Raw genomic sequence first — 25,026 nt, forward strand, 5'->3', positions numbered from 1 at the left:
GGGGGACGGTAAATCTTAGTCTCCCAAAGTGTTCTATAGCTATATCCAGTGAAATTTTGAAATAATCTGCCTAACGGCTTTATTTTACAGGCAGACAGGAGAATAAAAATGTCCGAAAAAGTATATATTTTTGATACGACCTTACGTGATGGTGAACAGTCCCCCGGCGCAACCATGAATATCAACGAAAAAATTACCATGGCCCGTCAGCTGGAAATGCTTGGAGTTGATATTATTGAAGCAGGTTTTCCTGCTGCAAGTCAGGGCGATTTTGAAGCTGTTAAAGAGATAGCTCAGTCGGTAGATAAAATTCAGGTTGCCGGACTTTGCAGGGCTCTTATCTCTGATATCGACCGTGCTTACGAAGCTGTGAAATATGCTAAAAATCCCCGCATCCATACCTTTATTGCCACATCAGATATTCACATGAAGCATAAGTTCAACAAAGAACCTGCTGAAATATTAGAAATGGCTAAGAAGGCAGTACGTCATGCTGTTTCACTGACTCCTAACGTTGAATTTTCTGCTGAAGATGCTTCCCGTTCACGCTGGGAATTTTTGGCAGAGATTGTTGAAGCTGTTATTAATGAAGGCGCAACAACAATCAACATTCCAGATACAGTCGGTTACGCACAGCCGGAAGAATTCGGCAGATTAATCGCTTATTTGCTGAAAACTGTCCCGAACAGTCATAAGGCTGTTTTCAGCGTTCATTGTCATAATGATCTCGGCCTTGCGACTGCAAATACTCTGGCCGCAATTAAAGCCGGAGCCAGACAGGCAGAAGTCACTCTTTCCGGTATCGGTGAACGTGCAGGTAATGCCTCGCTTGAAGAAGTTGTTATGGGGCTGCACACCCGCAAAGATTATTATGATATCGAAACTTCCATTGTAACAGAGCAGTTGTTTCCGGCATGCCGCAGACTTGCAAGTACAATCGGACAGCCTATTTCGCCTTACAAAGCAATTGTCGGTGCTAACGCTTTTGCTCATGAGTCGGGAATTCATCAGGACGGAATGCTTAAGAATCGCCAGACTTATGAAATTATGACTCCTGAATCCATAGGCAAAAAAGGCACTTCTATTGTGCTTGGCAAACATTCCGGCAGAAACGCCTTGGGATCAAAGCTTCGCGAGATGGGTTATGAATTAAATGATGATCAGATTGCAGAAGTCTTTAAAGCTATTAAAATTTTAGCTGATAAGAAAGAACAGATTTTTGATGAGGACGTTGAAGCTCTTGTTTTGGAAAAAGCCTACCGCATTCATGACCTGTTCAGGGTTAAAGATTTGTCGGTTTTTTCAGGAACTTCGGGTGTTTCTCCTCACGCTGCTGTTGTTCTGGAAGATTTCAGAAAAGATAAGGATAATCCGGTAGAAATTCGAGAAGTCGGTTTCGGTGAAGGGCCAATCAATGCAGTTTTTTCAACTATCAATAAATTGGTAGGCGGAAACCCCAAACTGGAACTTTATTCTGTAAACGCAGTTACTGGCGGCGCAGACGCACAGGGTGCGGTTATGGTCCATATTGTTGATGACGGTATAAAATCTATTGGTCGAGGCTCTGACGAAGATATTATAGTTGCCAGCGCTAAAGCTTATATAAATGCCATAAACAGAGTTGAACGCATGAAACAGGAGAAGCACAATGCCTAAAACATTAGCGGAAAAAATTTTACAAGCTCATACTGATGAAGTTGTTAAAGAAGTCGGACAGATTGTACGTTGCAAAGTCTCTTTAGTCCTTGCAAATGACATTACTGCTCCTCTTGCAATTAAATCTTTCAGAGCAATGGGCGCAAAAGAAGTTTTTAATAAAGACAAAGTTGCCCTCGTCTGTGACCATTTCACACCGAATAAAGACATTGATTCTGCAGAGCAGGTTAAAGTTGTCCGTGAATTCGCACACGAAAAAAATATTACTCATTATTATGAAGGCGGAGACTGCGGCGTAGAACACGCACTTTTGCCGGAGCTCGGCCTTGTCGGTCCTGCTGACATCGTAATCGGTGCAGACAGTCATACCTGTACTTACGGCGGCCTCGGTGCTTTTGCTACCGGTATGGGCTCAACTGATATTGCCGGAGCTATGGCTCTTGGTGAAACATGGTTCAAAGTTCCGCCTTCCGTTAAGGTTGAAATTGAAGGAACTCCCGGCAAATATGTCGGCGCAAAGGATTATATCCTGCGTCTTATCGGTGAAATCGGTGTTTCTGGAGCTCTCTATAAAGCTCTTGAATTCAGCGGTTCAGCTGTAAATAATCTTTCTGTTGAAGGTCGCATGACCATTGCAAACATGGCAATTGAAGCCGGCGGTAAAGTCGGTCTGTTCCCTGTTGATGCAAAAACTCTTGAATATTGCGTTGCTGCCGGAAGAACCGGAGATTCACTCCTTTCCGCTGACGCAGGCGCAGTATACGAAAGAATCGTAAAAATGGATGTGACAGGCATGAAACCTCAGATTGCATGTCCTCATCTGCCTGAAAATGTTAAGCCTGTTGATGAAGTTAAAAACATGAAGATTAATCAGGCTGTTATCGGTTCCTGCACAAACGGTCGTATCTCCGACCTTAGAGAAGCTGCTGCAATCCTTAAAGGACGTAAAGCTGATAAGAATGTAAGATTGATCATTCTTCCCGCTACTCCTTCTATCTGGAAACAGGCTCTTAAAGAAGGATTGCTCGAAATATTCATGGATGCCGGCGCAATTGTCGGACCTGCAACCTGTGGTCCCTGCCTCGGCGGTCACATGGGAATCCTCGCAGGCGGTGAAAGAGTAATTGCAACAACAAACCGTAACTTCAAGGGCCGTATGGGAAGCTTGCAGAGTGAAGTATTCCTTTCCAACCCTGCTGTTGCTGCTGCAAGTGCTATTGCCGGTGAAATCATCGATCCTTCAGCTTTGTAGAAGTTTCACTAATAAATTTGATTTAATTAAATCCTAATCCCAAGGAGAATAAATATGACTATCACAGGTACAGCGCATAGAGTCGGAGCACATATTGATACCGACGCAATCATCCCTGCACGTTTTCTTGTTACTACCGACGCCGCAGAACTCGGCGCAAACTGCATGGAAGGACTTGAAGCAGGCTGGATTAAACGCGTTAAAAAGAATGATATCATGGTAGCCGATGAAAACTTCGGTTGCGGATCATCTCGCGAACATGCTCCGATTTCCCTTTTAGGAGCAGGTATTCCAGTTGTTGTTGCAAAAAGTTTTGCCCGTATTTTTTATCGCAACGGATTTAACATGGGTCTCATCCTGCTTGAAGTCGGTGACGATTTTAAAAAGCTCGGTGACGGCGATCAGCTTGAAGTTGATGCTGAAAAAGGAACAATCAAGAATATCACAACCGGTGAAACAATCACATGTGCTCCTGTTCCTCCATTCATGAAAGAAATTCTGGATGCCGGCGGACTTGTTGATTACGTTAAAAAACGCATGGGTAATTAATTCGCTGAGAGTCAGGCGTGAAATATTTTCCATGTGGATAGATATTTTCAGCTTCTCTGTTTAATTCAGCGGCTAAAACCTTCACTAAGTAGTGAAGATAGATGAATAAGGATAAGACGATGAAAATATGTGTTATGCCCGGTGACGGAATCGGGCCTGAGATAATGGCTCAGGGAATAAAAGTTCTTGAAGTTATCGGTGAAAAATTCGGTCATACATTTGATGTTACTGAAGCTCTTATCGGCGGTATTGCTATTGATAAGACCGGAGTTCCTCTTCCTGATGCAACAGTTAAAGCCTGCAAAGAAGCTGACGCCGTTATGCTCGGTGCTGTCGGCGGACCTCAGTGGGATACCATTGATCCGGCTATCAGACCTGAACGCGGACTTCTCGGAATCCGTAAAGAACTTTCTCTGTTCGCAAACCTTCGTCCTGCAGCTCTTTTTCCACAGCTCAAGAAAGCATGTTTTCTGCGTTCTGACATCGTTGAAAAAGGTATAGACGTAATGGTTGTCCGTGAACTTACCGGTGGAATTTATTTCGGCGAACCTCGCGGCACCGGCGTTGAAAACGGTGAACGTATCGGCTTCAACACCATGGTTTACCGTGAGCACGAAATCAGACGTATCGCTAAGTTGGCTTTTGAAGCTGCACGAAAACGCAGCAAACGTCTCTGTTCAGTTGATAAAGCAAACGTACTTGATGTTTCCCGCGTATGGCGCGAGATTGTTATCGAAGTATCCGCTGATTATCCTGATGTAGAACTCAGCCACATGTATGTCGACAACGCTGCTATGCAGCTTGTTCGCGATCCTTCACAGTTTGATGTAATCGTAACAGGCAACCTGTTCGGCGATATCCTTTCTGACGAAGCGGCTGTTATTACCGGTTCAATCGGTATGCTTCCTTCCGCTTCTCTTGGTGAAGGCAATCCTGGTTTGTTTGAACCTATTCACGGATCTGCTCCTGACATTGCAGGACAGGATAAAGCTAATCCTCTTGCAACAATTCTTTCTGTTGCCATGATGCTGCGTTATTCTTTTGATATGGCTGCTGAAGCAACATGTATCGAAGAAGCTGTTGCTAAAACCCTCAGTCAGGGACTTCGCACAGGCGATATCATGGACGAGGGCGGTACCCTTGTCGGTTGTGTTGAAATGGGTCAGGCTGTTATCAAAAATCTTCAGTAGAGATTGTTGATAAAGATAAGTTTATTAAAACCGCATGCTTATTTAAAGCATGCGGTTTTAATTTTTTGATAGAATAATTTGCCGCCGGAGGCATATTTAAATGGCTGTTGACAGTCCTGCAAAACTTCATCCTTTTGAAGAACGTCCTAATAAGACACTTCTTTTTTTATCCATACCTGTTCTGTTTTCAATGATAGCAGAGCCTGTTACTGGACTGGTTGATACTGCCTTTGTTGCAAAAATCGGCGCAGAATCTCTGGCCTCTCTGGGCATCGGGACAATGATATTTTCGTCAATTTTCTGGGTGTTCGGATTTTTAGGAGTCGGAACACAGACCGAGGTTTCACATGCTCTCGGTAAAGGGGATATGGAAAGAGCTTCTTCCCTTTGCTGGCTTGCAGTGGCAATTTCAATAGTTTTGGGAATAGTTTTAGCCGTATGTCTATTGCCGCTTCTCGGTTATATTTCGAACATTATGGGCGCGGACGGTGATGTTCAGATCCTTGCCGTTGATTATATGAAATACAGGTTGATAGGAGCACCGGCTGTTCTGGTTACGCTTTCCTGCTTCGGGTCACTGCGCGGCTATCAGGATATGCGGACCCAATTGTATGTTGCTGTCGGTATGAATTTAATTAACGTGTTTCTGGATTGGGGTCTTGTTTTCGGCCATGGGCCGTTTCCACAGCTCGGTGTCGGGGGAGCAGCACTGGCGAGTTCCATAAGTCAGTGGATTGGAGCATTCTGGGCAGTCTCTGTTGTTAAAAAGAATTACGGTTTTAATTTAGGTTTCAGCCTAAGTGATGCCAGAAGACTTTTTTCGATAGGCGGAGATATGTTTATCCGTTCAGGAGGAGTATGTTTATTTTTGCTTCTGTGTACCAGATTTGCAACCAAAGCCGGAGCTGATTCCGGCGCAGCGCATCAGGCTATCCGCCAGTTTTTTGTTTCCTTAGCACTTTTCCTCGATGCGTTTGCTATCAGCGGTCAGTCTTTAGTCGGGTATTTTATGGGTAGTGCAAACAGAGTGCTGGCGCGAAAAGTTGCAGTTTTGGTCTGCCAGTGGAGTTTCTGTACTGGAATTTTTCTTACACTAGCAATGTATTTCGGTCAGGAGCCCGTCAGTTGGCTGCTTGTACCGCCTGAAGCTGCTGCCGTTTTCGGACCGGCATGGCTTGCGGTTACTTTTCTGCAACCAGTTAATGCTCTTTCTTTTGCAACGGATGGAATTCACTTAGGGACCGGAGATTTTCATTATCTTAGAAATGCTATGCTGATTGCTGTAGGTATAAGCTCCGGACTGTTGCTTGTCGTAGACTATTATAAACCTGAGCACATGTTGTTATGGATATGGATAATTGCCGGAATCTGGACTTCAATCAGAGCAATATTGGGGATGATCAGAATTTGGCCGGGAATAGGACAAGCTCCTTTATCTCTTTCAAATTAATTAATTAAATTATTTGTCTTCAATTGCAATTCAAGTCTATGCTGAATTTTAAAAAAAGTATTACCCGGAAAACATTTTTCTTCGTGATTGACAGCAAAGGCTAAGCAGAATATCAGTTTTTCTCTTGTGGTGCTCGAAAGAGCTTAAAAGGGAATCCCGTTAAATTCGGGAACGGACCCGCCGCCGTAAGTCCTGTGAAGTTGACCCCCGTGTATGGTTTAAGCCGTACTAGCGTGCCACTGAAATTTATTTCGGGAAGGCCGGGTGAGATGGGATGAGTCGGAAGACCTGCCAAAGAATAACTTGTGCTCAGTTTTGACAGATAACGGGGCTTTTATCTGACAAAAATCCTTATGGTTGCATGTACTATATATGTAACTGTAGGGGCTGTATTAATTCAAGCCCCCAAATTCAAGGAGACTGTTATGCAGTGTCGTTTTGGGGTTCAACAAAAAGCTGTTTTTGCTTTTATCATTCTTTGTTTTCTTCTCATCCCTTCACTTGCTCTAGCCGGACACGGCGATTCCAAACCTGTTAAAAAGGGTATCCTTCTTGCGGCCTTCGGTTCAAGCATGGATCAGGCGCAGGTTTCATTTGATAACATCGACAAGGCTGTCAAAAAAGCATTTCCCGGTGTACCTGTCCGCTGGGCCTTCTCATCTTCTATAATCAGACATATTCTGGCAAAAGAAGGCCGCATCGTTGATTCTCCTGTCACAGCTCTAGCTAAGATGATGGATGACGGTTTTACGCATGTTGCCGTTCAGTCGTTGCATACTATCCCCGGAGAAGAATTTTCCGGTATTAGTGAAACAGCTATGAAGTTTGAAGGTATGCCTAAGGGAATGGTTAAGATTGCCGTTGGTAAACCTTTACTTTATTCAAACGAAGATATGGATAGAACTGTTAAAGCTATCATTGCCAGTATTCCAAAAGATCGCAAACCTAAAGATGCTGTAGTGCTGATGGGGCACGGAACACCTGACAGTGCTAATATTTATTATCCCGGTTCACAGTATTATTTTACCAAGGCCGATCCTAAAATTCTTGTAGGTACGGTTGAAGGGACTCCTTCTCTTGATGACGTGATGGCTAAGCTTGCAAAAATGAAAGCAAAGAAAGTTTATCTCATTCCGTATATGTCTGTTGCAGGTGACCATGCCCGTAATGATATGGCCGGAGAAGATGCAGACTCTTGGAAATCTATTTTGACCAAAGCCGGATATAAATGCGTGCCGGTCCTTAAAGGTTCAGCTGAATATCCTCAGGTTGTGGATATCTGGGTTGATCATCTTAAAACCGCATTCAACAGTCTTGATCATTAAACCGATTTAATTCAGGAGGCGGTAAGATATGGAAACAATGGAAAAAAGAAGGAGCAGAGCTGTTGCTGTGCTTTTATTTCTTGTTCCTGTTTCTGTATTTGCCGCCTGTTTGTTCGGTGCATACGAGACTTCTGCTGCGCAGGTTTTTAATGTTTTTAAAAACGTTATCTTAGGCGGAGCGGAAGGTTCAAAATCATCTTTATCATTTATTATAACTGATCTTCGGCTCAGCAGAGTTTGTCTATCTTTCCTTGTTGGGATGTCGCTTGCTGTTGCCGGAACCGTTTATCAGGGGATTTTGCGAAATCCTCTGGCTGATCCGTTTACGTTGGGAATCAGCAGCGGTGCGGCTTTCGGAGCCAGTCTTGCGATATTCTCCGGTTCAACCGTGCTTGGCGCTGGTTTGTGGCTGAAGTTCGGTTCGCTTTTTCTCCCTCTTGCCGCTCTTGCCGGAGCTATGGCTGCCCTTGGCGCAGTGCTTATGCTCGGCAGAATCGGCGGAACTCTTAGGCGCGAAACTATGGTACTGGCAGGAATTGTCGTAGCGACTTTTCTTTCTGCGTTGATATCATTGCTAAAATCACTGGATGAAGACTCTGTTACAAGCATTGTTTTCTGGATAATGGGAAGTTTTCAGGGCCGTGGGTGGGAGCATGTAACACTGTTTCTGCCATACTTTATTGCCGGGATGATTCCCATAATTTATTATTCACGTGAACTTGATATATTGTCACTAGGTGAAACTCAGGCCCGCCATCTTGGTATGGATGTATCAAGAGTGCGGCTGTTTTTGCTTGTCGGATCGGGGCTGTTAACCGGTGCGGCTGTAGCTGTTTCCGGAATCATCGGATTTGTGGGGCTTATTGTTCCTCATCTGGTGCGGATGTTTCAAGGTGCTGAACATCGGCCTTTGTTACTGTCATCCTCGTTGCTTGGCGGATTGCTTCTGGTCTGGTCCGACGTGATTGCCCGTTCATTACTCCCCGGCGGGGAAGAACTCCCGGTCGGAGTCGTAACGGCTTTGCTCGGCGGTCCTTTCTTCTGCATTGTTTTACGGGGCGGCTTCAAGGGAGCACGTTCATGATTACCGTTCAGAATCTTTCTGCCGGATATGGAAAGCGGGAAGTTCTTCAAGGTATGAATTTAAGCTTTCCAGCCGGATCAATGACTGCTGTGCTCGGTCCTAACGGAAGCGGCAAAACTACTCTAGTTTCATCTCTTTCAGGAGTGTTATGTCCGATTTCGGGAAAAGTTGAGATTGCCGGGAAAAATGTACGTGATTATCGTCCCCGTGAGCTTGCAGGGATAATGGCAGTTCTGCCGCAGAAGGTTGAACCTGCATTTGGTTTAACGGTTAAGTCCATGGTTATGATGGGCCGATATGCGCACGGTTCGGGCTTTTTCGGTTATGATAGTGAAGACGAAGATATCTGCGGTGAAGCCATAAGAATGATAGGTATCAATCATTTGATTGATCGGCCCGTGTCTGAGCTTTCAGGCGGGGAATTTCAACGGGTTTTGATGGCTCGCACTGTATCGCAGCAGGCAAAAATAATGGTCCTTGATGAGGCTGCATCTGGCGTTGATGTTGCCGGAAAAATCGAACTTTTTGATATGCTTAAAAAAATGAATCGGCAGGGCGCAACTATAATTTGTGTAATTCATGACTTGAATCTTGCCGCGCTTTATTTTGATCGTTTGGTCTTTTTATCAAACGGTAAAGTAAAGCTTGACGGCTCGCCTGCTGAAGTCGTTACAAAGGATAATATTTCAAATGTTTATAAGACATCTGTTTCAATTGTCGAACATCCGCAACTCGGTGTTCCTCAAGTTCTTTTTTCTCCTTCTGGCGATTATTCCTGCTAATTCTGTTTTTGCAGGAGTTTCTGTAACTGATGATTTTGGAAACAAAGTTGTTCTGAAAGCTCCTGCTAAACGGATTATCGCTTTGTACGGCGCATTTAATGAGATCCTTTTTGCTATGGATTTAGGTGACACAATTGTTGCTCGTACTTCCGGTGATGATTATCCGGCGCAGATTATAAAATTGCCCTCGATCGGAACTCATATGCGGCCTAATCCTGAGCTTATTGTCGCGCTTAATCCCGATCTTGTTTTACAAATGGCGGGAAGGCCTCAGGCAGAGTCAGCCCTTGAGCCGATAAAGGAACGCGGAATTCCGACCGCAATGTTTACGGTTACATCGTTTAATGATCTTTACGCTTTGATAAATAAAATCGGTATATTAACAGGTGAACCTGAGCGGGCAGACAAACTTATAAATTCAATGGCTTCCAGACTTGATAAGGTTAATGAAAGATTTAGCACTGTAAAAGATAAGCCTAGAGTTTTTTTTGAGATTCGTTATCCGAATCTTTTGGCTGCCGGACAAGGTTCAATCGTATCCGATATAATTGATAAGGCCGGCGGCGTTAATTGCGTGCAGAATTCCAAGAAGATTGTACGCATGGGAGAAGAGGAGGTTTTTCGTCTTGATCCTGAAAATTACGTTTATCAATCAGGAAGGATGAATCAATCTCCGGTTGTTCCGGCGGATAGAGATCATTTTAAAATGATTAAAGCTGTGCGGCTTGGAAAAGTTTTAAAGGTTGATGAATCAGTTTTTTCGCGTCCCGGACCGCGTAATGTGGACGCAGTCGAAACTTTAGCTGACTTTTTATATAGTAAAAATTAAAAGAGAATATTCATGAGTAATTACGGTAAAATATATGGCATAGGTGTCGGCCCCGGTGATTCAGATTTGTTGACAGTGCGGGCGGTTAAGCTTCTTGGACAGGTTGATGTTGTTTTTGCTGCGTCTTCAACAAAAAATGATTTTTCGCATTCGCTCAGCATTGCGTCCGAGTATCTGCACGAAGGGTGCGAGATTGTGAGACTGGGATACCCGATGACTCGCGATAAAGCCAAGTTGCAGGAAGCGTGGGAAGAAAACGGTAAGATCGCGGCTAAATATTTAAGTGAAGGTAAAAACGCTGCGTTTCTGACTCTTGGTGATCCTCTGATTTATTCTACCTTCGGGTACATGCTTCGCACCTTAAGAAAACATTATCCAGAAGTTGAAGTTGAAGTTGTTCCTGGAATTACTTCGTATCAGGCGGCAGCTGCAAAATCATGTCAGGTCCTTGTTGAATCGGGGCAGAATTTATTGCTGACTTCCGGCGTAGCGGATGCGGATGAGTTTGCCCATACCATTTCAAAAGCTCATAATGCCATTATTTTAAAAGCATATCGCAATTTTCCGCAGCTGCGTAATGTTGTTAAAAAACTAAATAATGTTGATGTTAAATTTTATACCCGTCTTGGACTTGAAGGCGAAGCCATATATGATGATATAGACGCCGTACCCGACAAGACGCATTATCTCTCGCTGATGCTACTCACAGCGTCTGATAATGATTAATTGTTTTGAGATGATTCATCTTCCTGCTTAAATTCACTACGCATCTTTAAAGCTGTTTTCCTTAGGAAGGCAGCTTTTTGCGTAGATGGCTTTTGCTTTACTGCGTATTCCAGTTTGTAAGCTGATGTTTTGTTCGGCAGAGGTTCAGCCGCTTCTATTTCTACAGGTCTGCGTGAACGAGTATATTTTGCACCTTTTTTGCCGCCGTTGTTGTGCTCTTCAAGCCTGCGTGCCGGGTCAGTGGTGACCCCGCAGTAAAGTGAATTGTCATTACAACGAAGTAAATAGACATACCATGTTTTCATAAACGTGGTGTACTCCGGACAAGTGCGGAGGTCAAAACTACAACTCCGTTTTTGACTGGGAATATCGATAAGTTTTGTGAAAAATATATCTTAGATTTGATTATGCCATTTCCCTTGCTTTCCTTGCTGCATGAAGATATTTTCCCTCTCTTACACTGAATAAATTTATGATCTATTTTGATATATGTGAAGGGCGGTCGCTTAAAAGCACAGTCTGCATTTCGTAAGCTTATATTATTTCTGATCTGCTTTTAAAGCTATATCCCCTCAATCGGAGAATTAATGCCTAAAGTTACTATTTCATCTCTCGAGAAATCATATAACGGAGAAGACCTCTTCAGCGATCTTACTTTTGAAGTTATTGCGGGAATGCGTCTTGCCGTAACCGGCCCTAACGGGTGCGGTAAATCTACTCTTCTCAAACTTGTTGCCGGAAAAATCGATCCTGATTCCGGTGTTATTGCTATCTCTAAGAACGCCAGAGTCGGTTATGTTGCTCAGGAATTTACTGAGGAAGACCTTGACCATGGTCTTTTAAGCTGGGTGCTTGCCGCGCTGCCTTCATGGAATTCCTTATGGGAAGAATGGGAAAAAGCCGCCAGTACCAATGATCAGGCGTTAATAGAAAGGCTTTCACAGCGTCAGGCCGACCTTGAACACCAGTTCGGATATAATCCGGAGCATAAAGCCCGTACAATTTTGACCGGACTCGGTTTTTCAGAGCATAATATGCTCAGTAAAATCGCAGAACTGAGTGGTGGATGGCGTGAGCGCGCCAAGCTCGGGCGGGTACTTTTGCAGGGCGCAGATATTTTACTGCTTGATGAACCTACCAACCATCTTGACCTTGAAGCGGTTGAGTGGCTTGAAAGTTACCTTTTGTCATTTAGAGGTGCGGTTATATACGTAGCCCATGATCGTATTTTTCTTGATCGTGTCGGTACACATGTTTTGTATCTTGGATCCGGCAAAGCTGTTGTGAGACGCGGTTCCTTCTCGCAGTTTATTGAATGGCGCGCGGAAAATTCTTTGCAGCGTTCGCGCGAAGCTGCAAAATTGACTGCTAAAATTGATAACGAATATTCATATATTCGTCGCTTTAAGGCTCAGGCTAGAAAGGCTGCGCAGGCCCAGTCTAAAATGAAAAAAGTCAGCAAACTTGAAGACGATCTGTCCAAGATTCAAGATGAAACTGAGAGCAATCGCGCCGGAAGGGCGCTTGCTTTTCGTATGCCTCCAACTGCTCGCGGTGATAAGGCTCCGATAACCGTTGTTGACCTAGAATTTTCATATGACGGAAAACCGCCATCCTTGTGGCCGTTATTAAATTTTCAGCTGTTCCGCGGAACTAAAGTTGCTTTGGCAGCTCCTAACGGAGCCGGTAAATCAACTTTGCTCAAGGTTATTCTCGGAACTCTTGAAGCTAATGCGGGTTACGCAAGGATCGGCCCCAATACCAGCCTTGCATATTTCAGCCAGCATCAAAGTGAAATTCTCAGAACCGAAGCAACTGCGTTGTCGGAAATAAGACGTTTATGCGACCCGGATACCACAGAAGAACAGCTTAAGGGCGTTTTGGGACTCTTTCTTCTAGGAGAATCTTATTTCGACCGTCCGGTCTCAGCTCTTTCCGGAGGTGAGAAAAACAGGCTTATACTTGCAAGTTTATTTCTTTCAAGGGCGAACCTGCTTATTCTCGATGAACCTACCAACCATCTGGACCTTGAAAGTCGCGAAGGATTGATTCAGGCTCTTAAGGATTATGACGGGACTATATTCTTTGTAGCTCATGACCGTTATTTGCTTGGGGAAGTTGCAGAAGAGATCTGGTCGCTGACTGATACAGGTATTGAGGTCTTTCAGTCTTTTGCAGATTATGATGCCCACCGCAAGGAGATGCTTGCCGGTGGTGGCAGCAGTTCTGATTCAAAAACTTCAGACAGTGATTATAAACCTGAAAAGCGTAAACTGACTAAAGAAGAAAAACGTCGTCAGGCAGATATTAGAAATAATTTATATAAAGATTTGAAGCCGCGTCTTGCAAAGTACGAAAAGTTAGAGAAAGAGCTTGAAAAAGTTCTTGAAGAACTGGCGGAAATGGAAGAAAAGTTAAACGACCCTGAATTATATAACGACAGCGGCGCGGCTATTGAACTTAATTCTAAGTATTCCGAAGCCTCATCATGGTCTGAAAGTTTGATGGAAGACATGGCTGTTCTTGAAAAAGAAATCGCTGAGATTGAAGAGCGCAAAAAGCAGCTTATGGATGAGGATTAGCCCTCATGGTTGCTCGGAATCCTGTTTCTGTTGTTGCCGGAATTGTTTGGAAAAATGGTTTATTTCTTTCGGCTGAACGGCCGAAAGGCAAAGATTACGAAAACTTTTGGGAATTCCCCGGCGGCAAAGTGGAAAAGGGAGAATCTCTTTCTGAAGCTCTTGTCCGTGAATTACAGGAAGAACTGGGAATTACACCTTTAAAATTTGATTTCTGGATGGAAAAGATAGTTGATTATCCAGAGTATACTGTAAAATTAAGCTTTTTTGATATATGGGAATTTTCAGGAGATGTTACATCAATGGAAAATCAGTTGTTTGACTGGTTTGATCTTAATAATGTAGTTGATGTAAAGTTTTTACCTGTTAATTATGAGATTCTTGAATTACTTAAAGAAAGAGATCTGGGATAAAATAGGAATTTTACAGCATAATTGTTGTAAATAGCGATGAATGTCCGTTGCCCAGTAAGGAGAGTGCATGAAAATTGTAGATTTGATCAAAGAAAAAAAACCGTTTCTTTCTTTAGAATTTTTTCCGCCTAAGGATAAAGAGTCATGGCCTGCTTTTTTTGAAGTTGTTGAAAAGTTAAAGGTGCTGAATCCTCTTTTTGCATCTGTAACTTATGGCGCAGGTGGCGGCACTCAAAGTAATTCCCTTGAAATTGTTAAGAAGATGAAGCAGGATATGGGAATTGAGCCTTTGGCTCATTTAACATGCGTTGGTGCAAGCCCTGAAAATATAAGCTATTTCATTAATTCATTGCGTGAAGCAGGGGTAGAAAACATTCTCGCGCTACGCGGTGATGCTCCTGCTGATGATGCTAATTTTGATTTTAGCAAACAGGCGTTTAAGCAGGGCTCTGATTTAGTCACTTACGTAAACGAGAACCATCCGGGCATGGGAATCGCTGTTGCGGGATATCCTGAAGCTCACCTTGAATCTCCTTCAATTAAAGAAGATTTTAAGTGGATGAAATATAAAGTTGATGAGGGCGGGGAATTAATCATTACTCAGCTCTTTTTCGATAACAGGGTTTATTTTGATTTTTGTGACAGGCTTTCCCAGATGGGTATTAATGTTCCGGTTGTTCCGGGTGTTTTGCCTATTATGAGCCTTAAGTCAGCTAAATTTATTCTTTCTTTATGCGGCGCGGCTATTCCCGGTAAATACCTAAGCGCGCTTGAAAAAGCGCACGCTGAAGGCGGGGATGATGCGGTTTATCGCCTTGGAATAGATTACGCCACAAAGCAGGCTCAGGGGCTTCTTGATGGAGGGGCTCCGGGGGTGCATTTGTATACCTTGAACAGAGCGAAAGCATGTCTTGAAATCGGACAGGCTTTGAAATTTTAATTTGTTAAATGTTGCGGTCAAGTTTTGATCATTATCACTAAAATTAAACCTGATCACTTTTTTAAGTTTCAGACTATGAATACGGAGAAAAAGCCATGAGTACTAAGAATCCTAGAGTTGCTGTTGTCGGTGCTACAGGCGCGGTCGGTCGCGAAATGCTCAAAGTCCTTGAGCAGAGAAATTTTCCCGCATCTGAAGTCGTTCCTTTTTCTTCTATCCGTTCCGCAGGAACAAAAGTTCCGTACAAAGACGACGAATTAATCGTTCGTGAGCTTAAAGAAGATTCCTTTGAAGGATTTGACATAGCTCTTTTTTCCGCAGGCGGCAGTACTTCCGAAAAGTTTGCTCCTCTGGCTGTAAAAGCTGGGTGCGTTGTAATCGATAATTCCAACGCATGGAGAATGGACCCTAAGGTTCCTCTTGTTGTTCCGGAAGTTAATCCCGATGATCTTGACTGGCATCCAGGCATAATCGCCAACCCGAACTGTTCTACAATACAGCTTGTTGTAGCTCTGAAACCTATTCATGATGAAGCTAAGATTAAGCGTATAGTCGTTTCTACATATCAGGCCGTTTCCGGCACCGGGCAAAAAGCTATCAATGAACTTGAAACTCAGGTTACCAGGCTTTTCAACGGCAAAGAAATTGTCTCCGATGTTTACCCGCATCAGATTGCATTTAACTGTCTGCCGCAGATTGATATCTTCCTTGAGAATGGATACACCAAGGAAGAAATGAAAATGGTCAATGAAACCAAGAAGATAATGGGTGATGACTCCATTAAACTTACTGCAACAACAGTACGTGTTCCTGTTTTCTACTGTCATTCAGAGTCTGTGAATATTGAAACTGTTGAAAAACTTACTGTGAGAGATTGCAGAAATATTCTTGCATCTGCTCCCGGAGTTACCGTTATAGACTATCCTGAAAAGGGTCAGTATCCTATGGCAATTGACTGTGCCGGTGAAGATGATGTTTTTGTCGGCAGAATCCGTGAAGATGAAACCATTGAAAACGGTATTAATATGTGGGTTGTTTCAGACAATATCCGTAAAGGTGCAGCTCTTAATACTGTGCAGATTGCTGAAACTCTTATTGCACGCAACCTTGTTCGTGTAGCTTAATTTATATAATTTCAATATCATTTCAGGCCGATCTTCGTTTTTCGAAGATCGGCCTTTTTTTTTCAGTGCTGATTATTTAAACGGAATTAATAGAATAATCAGAGTTAATCACTTGCCGAATCTTACGATTGTTTTGTAAGTTGAAACAAAGCCGCTTAAATAATCATATTTTAACGGCATGTGGCGAAATCTGTCTCTTCGGGGATTATTAATAAATTTATGGAGTCTAAGTTGATCAAAAAAGTAGATAGCGAACAATATCTCGATGCGATGCTTAATGCTATGCGCGCCGGAACTGAAAAGGTCCGTGCTTTTTACGAGCATAGAATAGGGTTTGTATGCACTGATCCTAAATTAATGCTTATGCCGTGGGATGATCATCTGGTTCATCGCGGAGATGGCGTTTTTGAAACCATGAAATTTGTAAACGGAAAGCTTTATCAGCTTGATCCTCATTTACGCAGAATGAAGAGATCTGCCACCACAATACATCTTCAGCCCCCATGTTCATGGGAGGAACTGTCCGAGATCATTTTGGATGTCTGCAGCGCAGCCGAATGTGAATCCGGTCTTGTGCGGGTTCTCCTTGGCAGAGGCGTCGGAGGTTTCGGTATCAGCCCGTACGAGTGTCCGGTTCCGTCATTATATATTGTTGTTTATCAATACGATCCAAAGCCTGAGTCTTGGTATGAAAAGGGTCTTACAGCTTTTAAAACCTCAATACCGGCAAAACAGCCATATTTAGCAACAATCAAATCAATTGATTATTTACCGAATGTATTGATGAAGCGTGAAGCTCTTGAACAAGGGTTTGATATGCCGTTTTGTTTCGATCGCATGGGCTTTTTAGCAGAAGGCGCAACTGAGAATGTCTGCATCGTTGATGCAGGCGGGACAATCAAAGTTCCCGAATTTAATAATGCTTTAGCTGGAACAACTATGCTCAGGGCTATTCAGTTGATAGCTGACGAATTTCCTGTAGATTATTGCGCAATTTCTGAAGAAGATATTCTCTTGGCAAAAGAAGTAATAGTTTGCGGAACCTCAATTGACGCAGTCGGAGTAGTCAGATTTAATAAAAAACCGATTCATGATGTAAGGCCCGGTCCTGTATGTAAACGTATGCGTGAATTGCTTGCGAAAGATGTAGAAGAAAATGGAACTGTTTTAAAGAAGTATTAGTGTTTTTGTTACTTAAAAACAGGTGGAAATTATCGAATGAAAATTTCCACCTGTTTTTTTAAATATTTATATGCTTTTCGGGGTTAGTGCACATTTCTCCGAATAACCTGAAGAATTCGGCTACATGTTTTCCATCTGCCAGACTGTGCAGTAATTCTATTGAGACAGGTAATATCTTCTTTCCTGTTTCTGATTCTGTCACTTGCCCGAAGATTATCCGCGGAACGGAATCAATGTTGCAGTCTCCCCAAGGGTTTGAGAGAGAAGTGAACGGAATTCCGACAGCAATACTGAAATATATTAGATTTTGTTTTTCGCCGTTTTCAGGCGTCAAGGTTGGATTTTTATCTGTGTTTAGACGGGAAATTTCTATGTTTTTTGCCTGCTGCGCGTAATTATCAGCATATTTTGCCAAACAGTTAGAGTGCAGAGTGCAACCCTTTGAAATATACGTGAAGGCGGGGTGAACCTTGTCAAAAATGACAGGTTTTCCGTCTACAATTCTTGTCATGAATTCAGGAATTGCGTTAACAGATTTCATGGCGAAAAAATATAATACGTCGGAAAAGCGGATTGATTCGCCGGAATCCTTAATATTTTCTCTGAACTTTAAAAGTTCGGTAACATCCTGCTGTATGGTAACCCCGTAATTACATGATTTTAAATTCTGGAAGAAGGTAAAATGGTCACGCCTTTCCCAGCTTTCCATATCTAAATTACGCATAACGCTGTTTGTGTTAAGAGCTGATTCTAGTATATCATTCTTCATTGGAAATCCTGTTTAATATTTCATAACTAATCTGGAAAAGACACGATAATGATATCCTCAATATTGGCAAGTTTTGTTTTTAACTTCATAAATTGTTTTGCAGATCAAGACCTCTCCCGAAAGGTAATTCACCATTGTCACACCTAACTGAAATAGATTAAAGAAATCTTATGACAAAACGTATATATACAGTCGAACCTGTCGAAGAATCTTCCAGACTCACCGATGTTCGAATTTTGATCGAAGGTAAGGTTTGGCATCTTTGGGGCCGTAAAGGGGATGAGCGAGAAAGAACTCTTGTCGGTGTATCTGATAAGGGAGCCCATACTCTTCCTGTTCTTTTCGGGGCAGGGTTAGGTGTCTGTATAGAAAAATTGCTTGAGCGCGGACCTGTGGCCGTTGTAGATAATGATCCGCAAATTGCAAAGCTGACAGGTGCTGATCGTTTCAGGGATCATCCTCAGGTTCTATGGATTGATGGAAAACCTGCTGAAGTTTTAAATTCACTTAAAGAATGGCAGAATGTTAATGGCGGGCGATCATTTGAAATTATTAAAATACCATTATATTTGCGCCTTGATCCAGATTGGTACGCAGTCATTGCGAATACTCTCGCAGAGATGGAAAAAACTGAGGATGGTTTTGATTTTTGGGAGCAGGTAAAATATCCTAAGTTTCAAAATGTGAAACCTAAAATACTTTTTTTAAACCGCCCATACTTTTTAACCGGTGAAATAATTTCTGCCTTGGATCGTCTAGGTATTTCTTATCGCACCGTTGATATCGGGCTGGGTGACACAGTTCGTGATGGTTTTGTTGAAGATTTATTAAAATCAGTAGTTGAATTTAAGCCAGATTTTGCTCTCACTGTTAATCACTTTGGAATAGACAGGGAAGGGAAGCTGACGGATCTACTTTTGAAGTTAAAGCTGCCTTTAGCCTCATGGTTTGTGGATAACCCCCATTTAGTGCTTTACCGTTACAAGGATATTTCACCAGAACTTACGGCAATTTTTACTTATGATGCCGGTAATTTAGAAATTATGCATGATAAGGGATACGGTAACGTTTTTTATTTGCCGCTCGCTACAGATCCCTGTCGATTTAAGGCTGGCATAAAAGGTAAAAACAGTTGGCGGGCGAAGGTTTCGTTTGTTGGGAATTCTATGGCTGACGCGGTCGCAAACACTCTTTTAGGCGCAAAATTACCTGCGAACATCAGTAATAAATATCAACAGCTCGCAGCTGAATTTTGTGAATCTGCCGACATTTCCGTTGAAGAATATTTTAAGAAAAATCATCCTCAGGTTTTAGAAGCTATTGAAGGATTTGCAACGGATGAACAAAAATTATCCTTTGAAGCTTTAATAACGTGGGAGGCAACACGTCAGTACAGGCTGTCATGCATCAAGGAGCTTCTTAGTTTCAACCCGCTTATTGTTGGGGACTGCGGATGGCATGTACTGCTTGATAATAAAGGTTGGCATTACCTTTCTTCTTTGGATTATTATACTGATCTTCCGGCCTTTTATCCAATGTCGGATGTCAGTTTCAATTGTACCAGCAGGCAGATGAAGGGGGCTGTAAATCAGCGTATTTTTGATGTTCCGGCATGCGGAGGCTTTATTCTTACAGATTACCGCGAGCAGATGGAAAACCTTTTCGAGCCGGAAAACGAGATTATTTCGTATAGAAATGTTAAAGAAATACCTCAGGTGCTGGAAAGATGTATTAAGGATAAGAAAATGAGAGCGAGAGTTAGTGCTGCCGCTCTGAAAAGGATATTATTCGAACATACTTATGAACACAGACTGATAAGCCTCATGGATAAAATGAGGAAAACCTTCGGGTAAGGATACGATATGACAGGAACATTTTGGGATTTTTTAGATATAGAATCGCGCTACAGGCTCTTAGTTTCCGGGCATGGCAAACCTCATCTGATGGATACCGCCAGTAGAATTTTAAATTCATCTGATAATAGAAAAGAGAGTGCTCCATTAATCGATCTCGGGGTTGATCTACTGCTTGCCGCGTGGGAATCCAGCCCGCTTGATGGGCAACTGGCAACAAATCTTTTGTCAATCAATCGCCAGCTCAAATTTTTACCGGCTGAGCTTGTTGAAACACTTTCGTTTGTCTCAGGTAATAACAAAATTCCTGAAAATATAAGTTTTTTGCAACGTCTCATTGCAAAAGATGACAAAGAAAAACTTCTTGAATATTTGGCCAGTCAGACCACTCGTGAGCCTGAGAATATTTTCTGGCTATCTCATTTCTTAGATTTATCATTTTTCTTAGGTCGTTATGAGTTGGCGCAAGAGGCCGTAGCGCGCGGCTGGCCTTCCGCCATGAAGATTATTAAGAATAAATATTCGGGTGATATTGCTTTTTGCTTGGGTGATTATGAACGTGCGGAAAATATTTATGCTGATGTTTCTGAAAATACTCTTATCTTAGGTGAAAGTCTTTTGCGCCTGGCAGAATCGCTTGACCGTATGGGGCGCCGAGATGAAGCATTGATATTATGGCGGGACCGGATGACTGCAAGACCGTGGCAGGTAAATACATGGTTTAAAGTTCATGACAAAATTTACGAAAGTTCCGGTAAAAGCCTGCTAGACGGTAAAGTAGCGGTCTGCCTCTATACTTATGATAAGGCAGAGGAATTCAATGCAACTATGATAGCTTTAACGAAGTCTCCGCTTACTAATGTGCACGTTTTTGTTCTAAATAATGGAAGCACGGATGATACTAAACAGGTTGTGAGCCACTGGGACGAAAAGCTTGGTAATAAATTAACTGCAATCAATCTTCCGGTGAATATAGGTGCGCCTGCCGCGCGTAACTGGCTTAAAACGTTAGAAGATATTAAAGAGTTCGATTATGTAGCCTATCTTGATGACGATGCGATTGTTCCTATTAATTGGCAGGCTCAATTCAATAAAGCGGTAATTTCATATCCCGACGCAGGAGTATGGGGGTGCAAAATTGTAAATTATGATCATGAAGAGATTATTCAGCATGCAGATTTGCATCTGAAAGAAACTTCCGAAGATTTTAATGACAATACGCGAGGTTTTGAGTTTTTATATCTAGATCCTCACAATCAGGATCTCGATTATGGACAGTTTGATTTTTGCAGACCGTGTACTTCTGTAACTGGATGTTTTCATTTATTTAAACAGTCTGTTTTAGATGAGATAGGTAATTTTGATATTAGATTTACACCGACTCAATATGATGATGTTGACCATGATTTAATGATTGCTACTGCCGGAAGAACTGCTGTGTATCAGGGAAATTTAAAAGTGCTTCATAAACGTAAATCCGGTGCAGCTATTTCTTCAAGTTCAGCTGCGAGGGGCGGTGGAGTAGGAAATTTACTTAAGCTTGAATCTAAGTATTCAGGTGCAGATATTTTAAAGATTATAAAAAATGATATTGAAAGGCTCGAGAAAGATTTTACTGAAAAATCTTTAAAGATTGCATCTGTGCTGCAAACTATGGCATAAATAATTCAAATGTCGTTCTGGTGAAGATCTTAAATACATTTCAGGAGTCTAATTATGAAAAAAATCCTTGCCGTTCTTTTTGTATGTACAGCTTTGTTTGCTTTTTCTGGATGCGGAACCAGCCACTATACCCTTATGAAAACTGATGGTTCCACAGTTGTCTCAGTTGGGCAACCTAAATATTCTGAGTCATCCCAGAGTTATGAATTTAAAAATTTGGATGGACAGAATATTATTTTAAAGCGTGAAGATGTTAAGGAAATTGAAGAAAATAAAGATTAATATTTAATCTGCATTAAAACAAAAAAAGAGGAAGCCTCACAGAGCCTTCCTCTTTTTTATTGAAAAATTTAATCAACTGCTGCGGTAAGTTTGTCAAAGTACGGCCGGACGGCATCAATATCTGCTTTCGGAGCTTGCATCATTGATTCCGCCGCCTTCATTACGGCTTTCATTTGCTGTTTAATGGCATCTTTTTGTTCAGGAGACATATTGGGGTCCGAATCAATCTGAGCAATTGCTGCGTTCATGTTGTCCGTTCCGTCCGCCTGCTGTTGTTCCATAGCGATTGAAACAAAAGCTTTTAATACCCTGCTGGAAGTGTCCGGCCAAGTTTGAGCAGTAAATCCGTTGTCTTCAATTATTTTTTTAGCGTTTGCATTGTAACCGTATATAAGAGCACATTCTTTTTTCATCATTTCCGGATCGAATATATCGTTGTGCTGAGCCCCTGATTCATTCATTTCCTTATCCATTTGATCCATATACGGATCAAGCTGCTCCATTGTAGTTATTACTCTCTCAATTTCATCAGAAGTTAAGGGAGAAACAGCATAAGAGACCGAGGCTAACGAAAGAATAAGTGTTATAATGAGTAGCACTTTTTTAAGCATATGATCCTCCGCGTAAGTTACATTTTTAGTAAATACAGAAGTCATACATATATATTTTTTGATATTACTCCAAGAAGAAAGTGCAGTTTTTTATATGATTAATGGATAACAACAAACTGGATTGCTTAATTAAAATTTATTCATAAGTAGCTAAAACGCATGAAGCCCTGCTTTTTCAAGCAGGGCTTCAATGTGTATGGAGGTCTAAGGGGTATCTTGCTAATTATTTTATGAAGAGCATTTCAGAGTAGCTTGGAAGTGACCAGAGGTCATCAGCTACAACATTTTCAAGTCCATCTGCATACTTACGGACTTCAAGCATTGCTGGAAGAGCTGTGTAGCAGAGGTAATGAGCTTGTTTCTCTGCATCGCTTTCAGTGTTGTTGTCCATAATTTTCTGAAGAGCGACAACTGCAGCCTGCATTTTTCTGAGACCTTCAGTTACTTCCACAAGAACGTCAGTAGTGAAAGGTACATTGATTGATTTCATGTTGGCGCATGTTGCAGCCAGTTCATTCTGGTAGCGAACAGCACCCGGGAATATCTGAGTTTTTGCAATTTTCACAGTAAGTGCCGCTTCAGTAACTATAGCCTGATTATACTGTTCAAGGTATATTTCTTTACGGCTTTCAAGTTCTTTTTCGGTGAAGACATTGTACTTCGTGAACATTTCAACTGATTCAGGTGCGGTGATGGCCGGAATTGCTTCAACAGATGTCGGCAGGTTAGGAAGTCCGCGACCTTCTGTTGCTTCTTTGTGCCATTCAGCAGAGTAGCCGTCGCCGTCAAAGAGAATGGCACTGTGTTTGTCCATGATATCTTTGATTACTTTCTGAACTGCTCCGTTGAGTTTGGATGGATCACCTTTAGTTGCATTTTCAAGCTCAGTAGCAATGAAGTCTAAGGATTCAGCCATCATTGTGTTCAGTGCAACCTGAGGTCCGGCAATGGATGCATTGGAACCTACTGCTCTGAATTCAAAGCGGTTGCCGGTGAAAGCAAACGGACTTGTGCGGTTACGGTCGCCGGCGTCTCTTGGAAGAGTAGGCAGTGTGTCTACGCCGACTTTCAGGAATCCTGAACTTGTAGGGGTAGGGGAGTTGCCTTCCTGAATTTTCTGGAAAATTTCAGTTAAGTGTTTTCCAAGGAAGATGGACATGATTGCTGGAGGAGCTTCGTTAGCACCGAGACGATGGTCGTTGCTTGCAGAGGCTACAACTGCACGGAGGAGTTTGCTGTGAGTATGTACGGCACGGATAGCAGCAGCGCAGAAAATCAGGAACTGAGCATTTTCATGAGGATTTTCGCCTGGATTGAAAAGACTGCCGTGTCCTTCACAACTTAGTGAATAGTTAAGATGTTTACCGGAGCCGTTGATGCCTGCAAATGGTTTTTCATGCAGCAGACAAACCATACCATGCTTTTTAGCAATGGATTTAAGGGTGGTCATAAGCATCTGGTTATGGTCGGTAGCGAGGTTTGCATGTTCGTAAACAGGTGCAATTTCAAACTGTCCGGGGGCAACTTCGTTGTGACGAGTTTTAACAGGCACACCAAGTTTATACAGTTCGTGTTCAACATCCATCATAAAAGACAGGACGCGGCGTGGAATTGCGCCGAAGTAATGATCGTCCAGTTCTTGACCTTTTGCAGGTTTAGCTCCGAAAAGAGTTCTGCCTGAAAGCTGAAGGTCAGGGCGTGCAAAGTAGAAGTTTCTATCTATAAGGAAGTATTCCTGCTCTGGGCCTGCATTAGAAACAACGCGGTTTCCTGATTTATCACCGAAAATATTTAAAATACGCTGAGCTTGTTTATCAACAACCTGATTTGCTCTGAGAAGAGGAGTTTTCTTGTCGAGAGCTTCACCTTTCCAAGAAATAAATGCAGTCGGAATACAAAGGAACGTTCCGTTAGGATTTTCCAAAATATATGCAGGGCTTGTTACGTCCCAAGCTGTGTATCCGCGAGCTTCGAAAGTTGTGCGGAGACCTCCGTTAGGAAAGCTGGATGCGTCAGGTTCACCCTGAATGAGAAGTTTGCCTTCAAATTCAGCGATAGCACTTCCTTTGCCGTCAGGGCTGAGGAATCCGTCATGTTTCTCAGCTGTTAAACCGGTAAGGGGATAGAATACATGAGTATAATGTGTTGCACCTTTTTGCATTGCCCATTCTTTCATTGCGTTAGCAACAGTATCGGCAATTGAAGGATCGATAGCTTCGCCTTTTTCGATAGTTTTTCTGAGAGATTTGTAAATTTCTTTAGGAAGTCTCTCTTTCATTACTTTATCGTTAAAAACGTTACAGCCGAAGAGGTCTGTGGGTTTCATGTCCGCAAAGTTCAGCGGAGTTGCTGGTGGAGTATAGTTAGTTACAGCTGTGATTGCGTTCTGACGGGACTGGTTTGAACTCATTTCAAAAAGCTCCTTGAGATTATTTAAAATTAACCTCCGTTTACACGGAGTGTTGGTACTTATTTGCAAAACATGATTTTTATAAAAGCAGAGAATGTGCCTAAATATATATATACTTAAAAAACAAGCTGTTAGATGATTTATATGTTTTTTATTAAATTAGTTTTTGACGAAAATGTTAAAAATAGGCTAAAATAAACCTACAAAGATACATTAATGTCATATTTTTTAAAATCCTGCTCAAAATTGTAAGTCTTCAATAATTAAATTCTGTTTTCGAATTCGCTGATAGCTGTAGCAAACATATAGATAGCTCATTGTCTGAAATACATAAGCTGTATTATGTTATTTTTTAGTG

General features: G+C 42.2%; 22 protein-coding genes and 1 riboswitch. Of the genes, 18 read left to right on the forward strand and 4 right to left on the reverse strand.

Annotation, left to right across the window (positions count from 1 at the left end; translation table 11 throughout):
* Nucleotides 1-108: 108 nt before the first annotated feature.
* From B9N78_RS17240 to cobI, 10 genes are all read left to right on the forward strand, one after another.
* Entirely contained in the window at nt 109-1,656 is a 1,548-nt protein-coding gene (locus B9N78_RS17240) for a 2-isopropylmalate synthase (protein ID WP_085104611.1), read from the forward strand.
* Complete coding sequence (leuC, locus tag B9N78_RS17245) at nt 1,649-2,908, forward strand: 3-isopropylmalate dehydratase large subunit (RefSeq protein ID WP_085104613.1); 1,260 nt, start codon at nt 1,649-1,651, stop codon at nt 2,906-2,908. Before B9N78_RS17240 ends, leuC begins: the two co-directional genes overlap by 8 nt.
* A gap of 54 nt (nt 2,909-2,962) precedes the next feature.
* The gene (locus B9N78_RS17250) at nt 2,963-3,457 is read left to right on the forward strand and encodes a 3-isopropylmalate dehydratase small subunit (RefSeq protein WP_085104615.1); all 495 of its coding nucleotides are present in this window, start codon (nt 2,963-2,965) and stop codon (nt 3,455-3,457) included.
* 119 nt (nt 3,458-3,576) lie between these two features.
* Entirely contained in the window at nt 3,577-4,647 is a 1,071-nt protein-coding gene (leuB, locus tag B9N78_RS17255) for a 3-isopropylmalate dehydrogenase (protein ID WP_085104617.1), read from the forward strand.
* Nucleotides 4,648-4,747: 100 nt separating this feature from the next.
* Nucleotides 4,748-6,097, forward strand: a complete 1,350-nt coding sequence (locus B9N78_RS17260; protein WP_085104619.1) for an MATE family efflux transporter — start codon at nt 4,748-4,750, stop codon at nt 6,095-6,097.
* A 110-nt stretch (nt 6,098-6,207) separates the two neighbouring features.
* A riboswitch (cobalamin riboswitch) is annotated at nt 6,208-6,407 on the forward strand.
* Nucleotides 6,408-6,522: 115 nt separating this feature from the next.
* A complete protein-coding gene (locus B9N78_RS17265) occupies nt 6,523-7,422 on the forward strand; it encodes a sirohydrochlorin cobaltochelatase (protein ID WP_085104621.1) in 900 nt (299 codons plus the stop codon).
* A 28-nt stretch (nt 7,423-7,450) separates the two neighbouring features.
* Nucleotides 7,451-8,506 (forward strand): FecCD family ABC transporter permease, encoded by a 1,056-nt coding sequence (locus B9N78_RS17270; RefSeq protein WP_085104623.1) that lies wholly within the window; start codon nt 7,451-7,453, stop codon nt 8,504-8,506.
* The gene (locus B9N78_RS17275) at nt 8,503-9,288 is read left to right on the forward strand and encodes an ABC transporter ATP-binding protein (protein WP_085104625.1); all 786 of its coding nucleotides are present in this window, start codon (nt 8,503-8,505) and stop codon (nt 9,286-9,288) included. Before B9N78_RS17270 ends, B9N78_RS17275 begins: the two co-directional genes overlap by 4 nt.
* Nucleotides 9,197-10,117 carry an ABC transporter substrate-binding protein gene (locus tag B9N78_RS17280; protein ID WP_085104627.1) on the forward strand — a complete coding sequence of 307 codons (921 nt, stop codon included), beginning with the start codon at nt 9,197-9,199 and terminating at the stop codon, nt 10,115-10,117. The genes B9N78_RS17275 and B9N78_RS17280 overlap by 92 nt, the downstream gene beginning before the upstream one ends.
* Nucleotides 10,118-10,129: 12 nt before the next feature.
* The gene (cobI, locus tag B9N78_RS17285; RefSeq protein ID WP_085104629.1) at nt 10,130-10,843 is read left to right on the forward strand and encodes a precorrin-2 C(20)-methyltransferase; all 714 of its coding nucleotides are present in this window, start codon (nt 10,130-10,132) and stop codon (nt 10,841-10,843) included.
* On the opposite strand, the gene B9N78_RS17290 is transcribed toward cobI, so the two are convergent.
* Nucleotides 10,840-11,148, reverse strand: coding sequence for a GIY-YIG nuclease family protein (locus B9N78_RS17290; protein WP_085104631.1), 309 nt, complete (start codon nt 11,146-11,148; stop codon nt 10,840-10,842). The genes cobI and B9N78_RS17290 overlap by 4 nt on opposite strands.
* A 282-nt stretch (nt 11,149-11,430) precedes the next feature.
* Between B9N78_RS17290 and B9N78_RS17295 the strand changes: the two genes are divergently transcribed.
* From B9N78_RS17295 to B9N78_RS17315, 5 genes are all read left to right on the forward strand, one after another.
* Nucleotides 11,431-13,425: an ABC-F family ATP-binding cassette domain-containing protein gene (locus tag B9N78_RS17295; protein ID WP_085104633.1), complete on the forward strand. Its 1,995-nt coding sequence runs from the start codon at nt 11,431-11,433 to the stop codon at nt 13,423-13,425.
* 5 nt (nt 13,426-13,430) lie between these two features.
* A complete protein-coding gene (locus B9N78_RS17300; RefSeq protein WP_085104634.1) occupies nt 13,431-13,835 on the forward strand; it encodes a (deoxy)nucleoside triphosphate pyrophosphohydrolase in 405 nt (134 codons plus the stop codon).
* A 67-nt stretch (nt 13,836-13,902) separates the two neighbouring features.
* Complete coding sequence (locus B9N78_RS17305; RefSeq protein WP_085104636.1) at nt 13,903-14,775, forward strand: methylenetetrahydrofolate reductase; 873 nt, start codon at nt 13,903-13,905, stop codon at nt 14,773-14,775.
* A 95-nt stretch (nt 14,776-14,870) separates the two neighbouring features.
* Complete coding sequence (locus B9N78_RS17310; protein ID WP_085104638.1) at nt 14,871-15,899, forward strand: aspartate-semialdehyde dehydrogenase; 1,029 nt, start codon at nt 14,871-14,873, stop codon at nt 15,897-15,899.
* 231 nt (nt 15,900-16,130) lie between these two features.
* A complete protein-coding gene (locus tag B9N78_RS17315; protein WP_085104640.1) occupies nt 16,131-17,081 on the forward strand; it encodes an aminodeoxychorismate lyase in 951 nt (316 codons plus the stop codon).
* A 58-nt stretch (nt 17,082-17,139) separates the two neighbouring features.
* Here the strand turns inward: B9N78_RS17315 and B9N78_RS17320 are convergent, their stop codons facing one another.
* The gene (locus tag B9N78_RS17320) at nt 17,140-17,850 is read right to left on the reverse strand and encodes a CatA-like O-acetyltransferase (RefSeq protein ID WP_085104642.1); all 711 of its coding nucleotides are present in this window, start codon (nt 17,848-17,850) and stop codon (nt 17,140-17,142) included.
* Between the two features lie 170 nt (nt 17,851-18,020).
* Between B9N78_RS17320 and B9N78_RS17325 the strand changes: the two genes are divergently transcribed.
* Genes B9N78_RS17325 through B9N78_RS17335 form a run of 3 tightly spaced genes read left to right on the forward strand, consistent with a single transcriptional unit; the run spans nt 18,021 to nt 21,647 of the window.
* On the forward strand, nt 18,021-19,703 hold the full coding sequence (locus B9N78_RS17325; protein WP_085104644.1) for a CgeB family protein: 1,683 nt from the start codon (nt 18,021-18,023) through the stop codon (nt 19,701-19,703).
* A gap of 9 nt (nt 19,704-19,712) precedes the next feature.
* A complete protein-coding gene (locus B9N78_RS17330; RefSeq protein WP_085104646.1) occupies nt 19,713-21,365 on the forward strand; it encodes a glycosyltransferase in 1,653 nt (550 codons plus the stop codon).
* A 54-nt stretch (nt 21,366-21,419) separates the two neighbouring features.
* Complete coding sequence (locus B9N78_RS17335) at nt 21,420-21,647, forward strand: YgdI/YgdR family lipoprotein (protein ID WP_085104648.1); 228 nt, start codon at nt 21,420-21,422, stop codon at nt 21,645-21,647.
* A gap of 68 nt (nt 21,648-21,715) precedes the next feature.
* Here the strand turns inward: B9N78_RS17335 and B9N78_RS17340 are convergent, their stop codons facing one another.
* Nucleotides 21,716-22,258, reverse strand: coding sequence for a hypothetical protein (locus tag B9N78_RS17340; protein WP_085104650.1), 543 nt, complete (start codon nt 22,256-22,258; stop codon nt 21,716-21,718).
* A gap of 223 nt (nt 22,259-22,481) precedes the next feature.
* On the reverse strand, nt 22,482-24,668 hold the full coding sequence (locus tag B9N78_RS17345) for a glutamine synthetase III family protein (RefSeq protein ID WP_085104651.1): 2,187 nt from the start codon (nt 24,666-24,668) through the stop codon (nt 22,482-22,484).
* Nucleotides 24,669-25,026 lie beyond the last annotated feature (358 nt).

The organism is Desulfovibrio gilichinskyi (assembly GCF_900177375.1).
Lineage (GTDB): Bacteria > Desulfobacterota > Desulfovibrionia > Desulfovibrionales > Desulfovibrionaceae > Maridesulfovibrio > Maridesulfovibrio gilichinskyi.

Bases quoted from the DNA above. Each gene is read 5' to 3' on its own strand.
- B9N78_RS17240 (WP_085104611.1), top strand. From the start codon at position 109: ATGTCCGAAAAAGTATATATTTTTGATACGACCTTACGTGATGGTGAA.
- leuC (WP_085104613.1), top strand. From the start codon at position 1,649: ATGCCTAAAACATTAGCGGAAAAAATTTTACAAGCTCATACTGATGAA.
- B9N78_RS17250 (WP_085104615.1), top strand. From the start codon at position 2,963: ATGACTATCACAGGTACAGCGCATAGAGTCGGAGCACATATTGATACC.
- leuB (WP_085104617.1), top strand. From the start codon at position 3,577: ATGAAAATATGTGTTATGCCCGGTGACGGAATCGGGCCTGAGATAATG.
- B9N78_RS17260 (WP_085104619.1), top strand. From the start codon at position 4,748: ATGGCTGTTGACAGTCCTGCAAAACTTCATCCTTTTGAAGAACGTCCT.
- B9N78_RS17265 (WP_085104621.1), top strand. From the start codon at position 6,523: ATGCAGTGTCGTTTTGGGGTTCAACAAAAAGCTGTTTTTGCTTTTATC.
- B9N78_RS17270 (WP_085104623.1), top strand. From the start codon at position 7,451: ATGGAAACAATGGAAAAAAGAAGGAGCAGAGCTGTTGCTGTGCTTTTA.
- B9N78_RS17275 (WP_085104625.1), top strand. From the start codon at position 8,503: ATGATTACCGTTCAGAATCTTTCTGCCGGATATGGAAAGCGGGAAGTT.
- B9N78_RS17280 (WP_085104627.1), top strand. From the start codon at position 9,197: ATGTTTATAAGACATCTGTTTCAATTGTCGAACATCCGCAACTCGGTG.
- cobI (WP_085104629.1), top strand. From the start codon at position 10,130: ATGAGTAATTACGGTAAAATATATGGCATAGGTGTCGGCCCCGGTGAT.
- B9N78_RS17290 (WP_085104631.1), bottom strand. From the start codon at position 11,148: ATGAAAACATGGTATGTCTATTTACTTCGTTGTAATGACAATTCACTT.
- B9N78_RS17295 (WP_085104633.1), top strand. From the start codon at position 11,431: ATGCCTAAAGTTACTATTTCATCTCTCGAGAAATCATATAACGGAGAA.
- B9N78_RS17300 (WP_085104634.1), top strand. From the start codon at position 13,431: ATGGTTGCTCGGAATCCTGTTTCTGTTGTTGCCGGAATTGTTTGGAAA.
- B9N78_RS17305 (WP_085104636.1), top strand. From the start codon at position 13,903: ATGAAAATTGTAGATTTGATCAAAGAAAAAAAACCGTTTCTTTCTTTA.
- B9N78_RS17310 (WP_085104638.1), top strand. From the start codon at position 14,871: ATGAGTACTAAGAATCCTAGAGTTGCTGTTGTCGGTGCTACAGGCGCG.
- B9N78_RS17320 (WP_085104642.1), bottom strand. From the start codon at position 17,850: ATGAAGAATGATATACTAGAATCAGCTCTTAACACAAACAGCGTTATG.
- B9N78_RS17325 (WP_085104644.1), top strand. From the start codon at position 18,021: ATGACAAAACGTATATATACAGTCGAACCTGTCGAAGAATCTTCCAGA.
- B9N78_RS17330 (WP_085104646.1), top strand. From the start codon at position 19,713: ATGACAGGAACATTTTGGGATTTTTTAGATATAGAATCGCGCTACAGG.
- B9N78_RS17335 (WP_085104648.1), top strand. From the start codon at position 21,420: ATGAAAAAAATCCTTGCCGTTCTTTTTGTATGTACAGCTTTGTTTGCT.
- B9N78_RS17340 (WP_085104650.1), bottom strand. From the start codon at position 22,258: ATGCTTAAAAAAGTGCTACTCATTATAACACTTATTCTTTCGTTAGCC.
- B9N78_RS17345 (WP_085104651.1), bottom strand. From the start codon at position 24,668: ATGAGTTCAAACCAGTCCCGTCAGAACGCAATCACAGCTGTAACTAAC.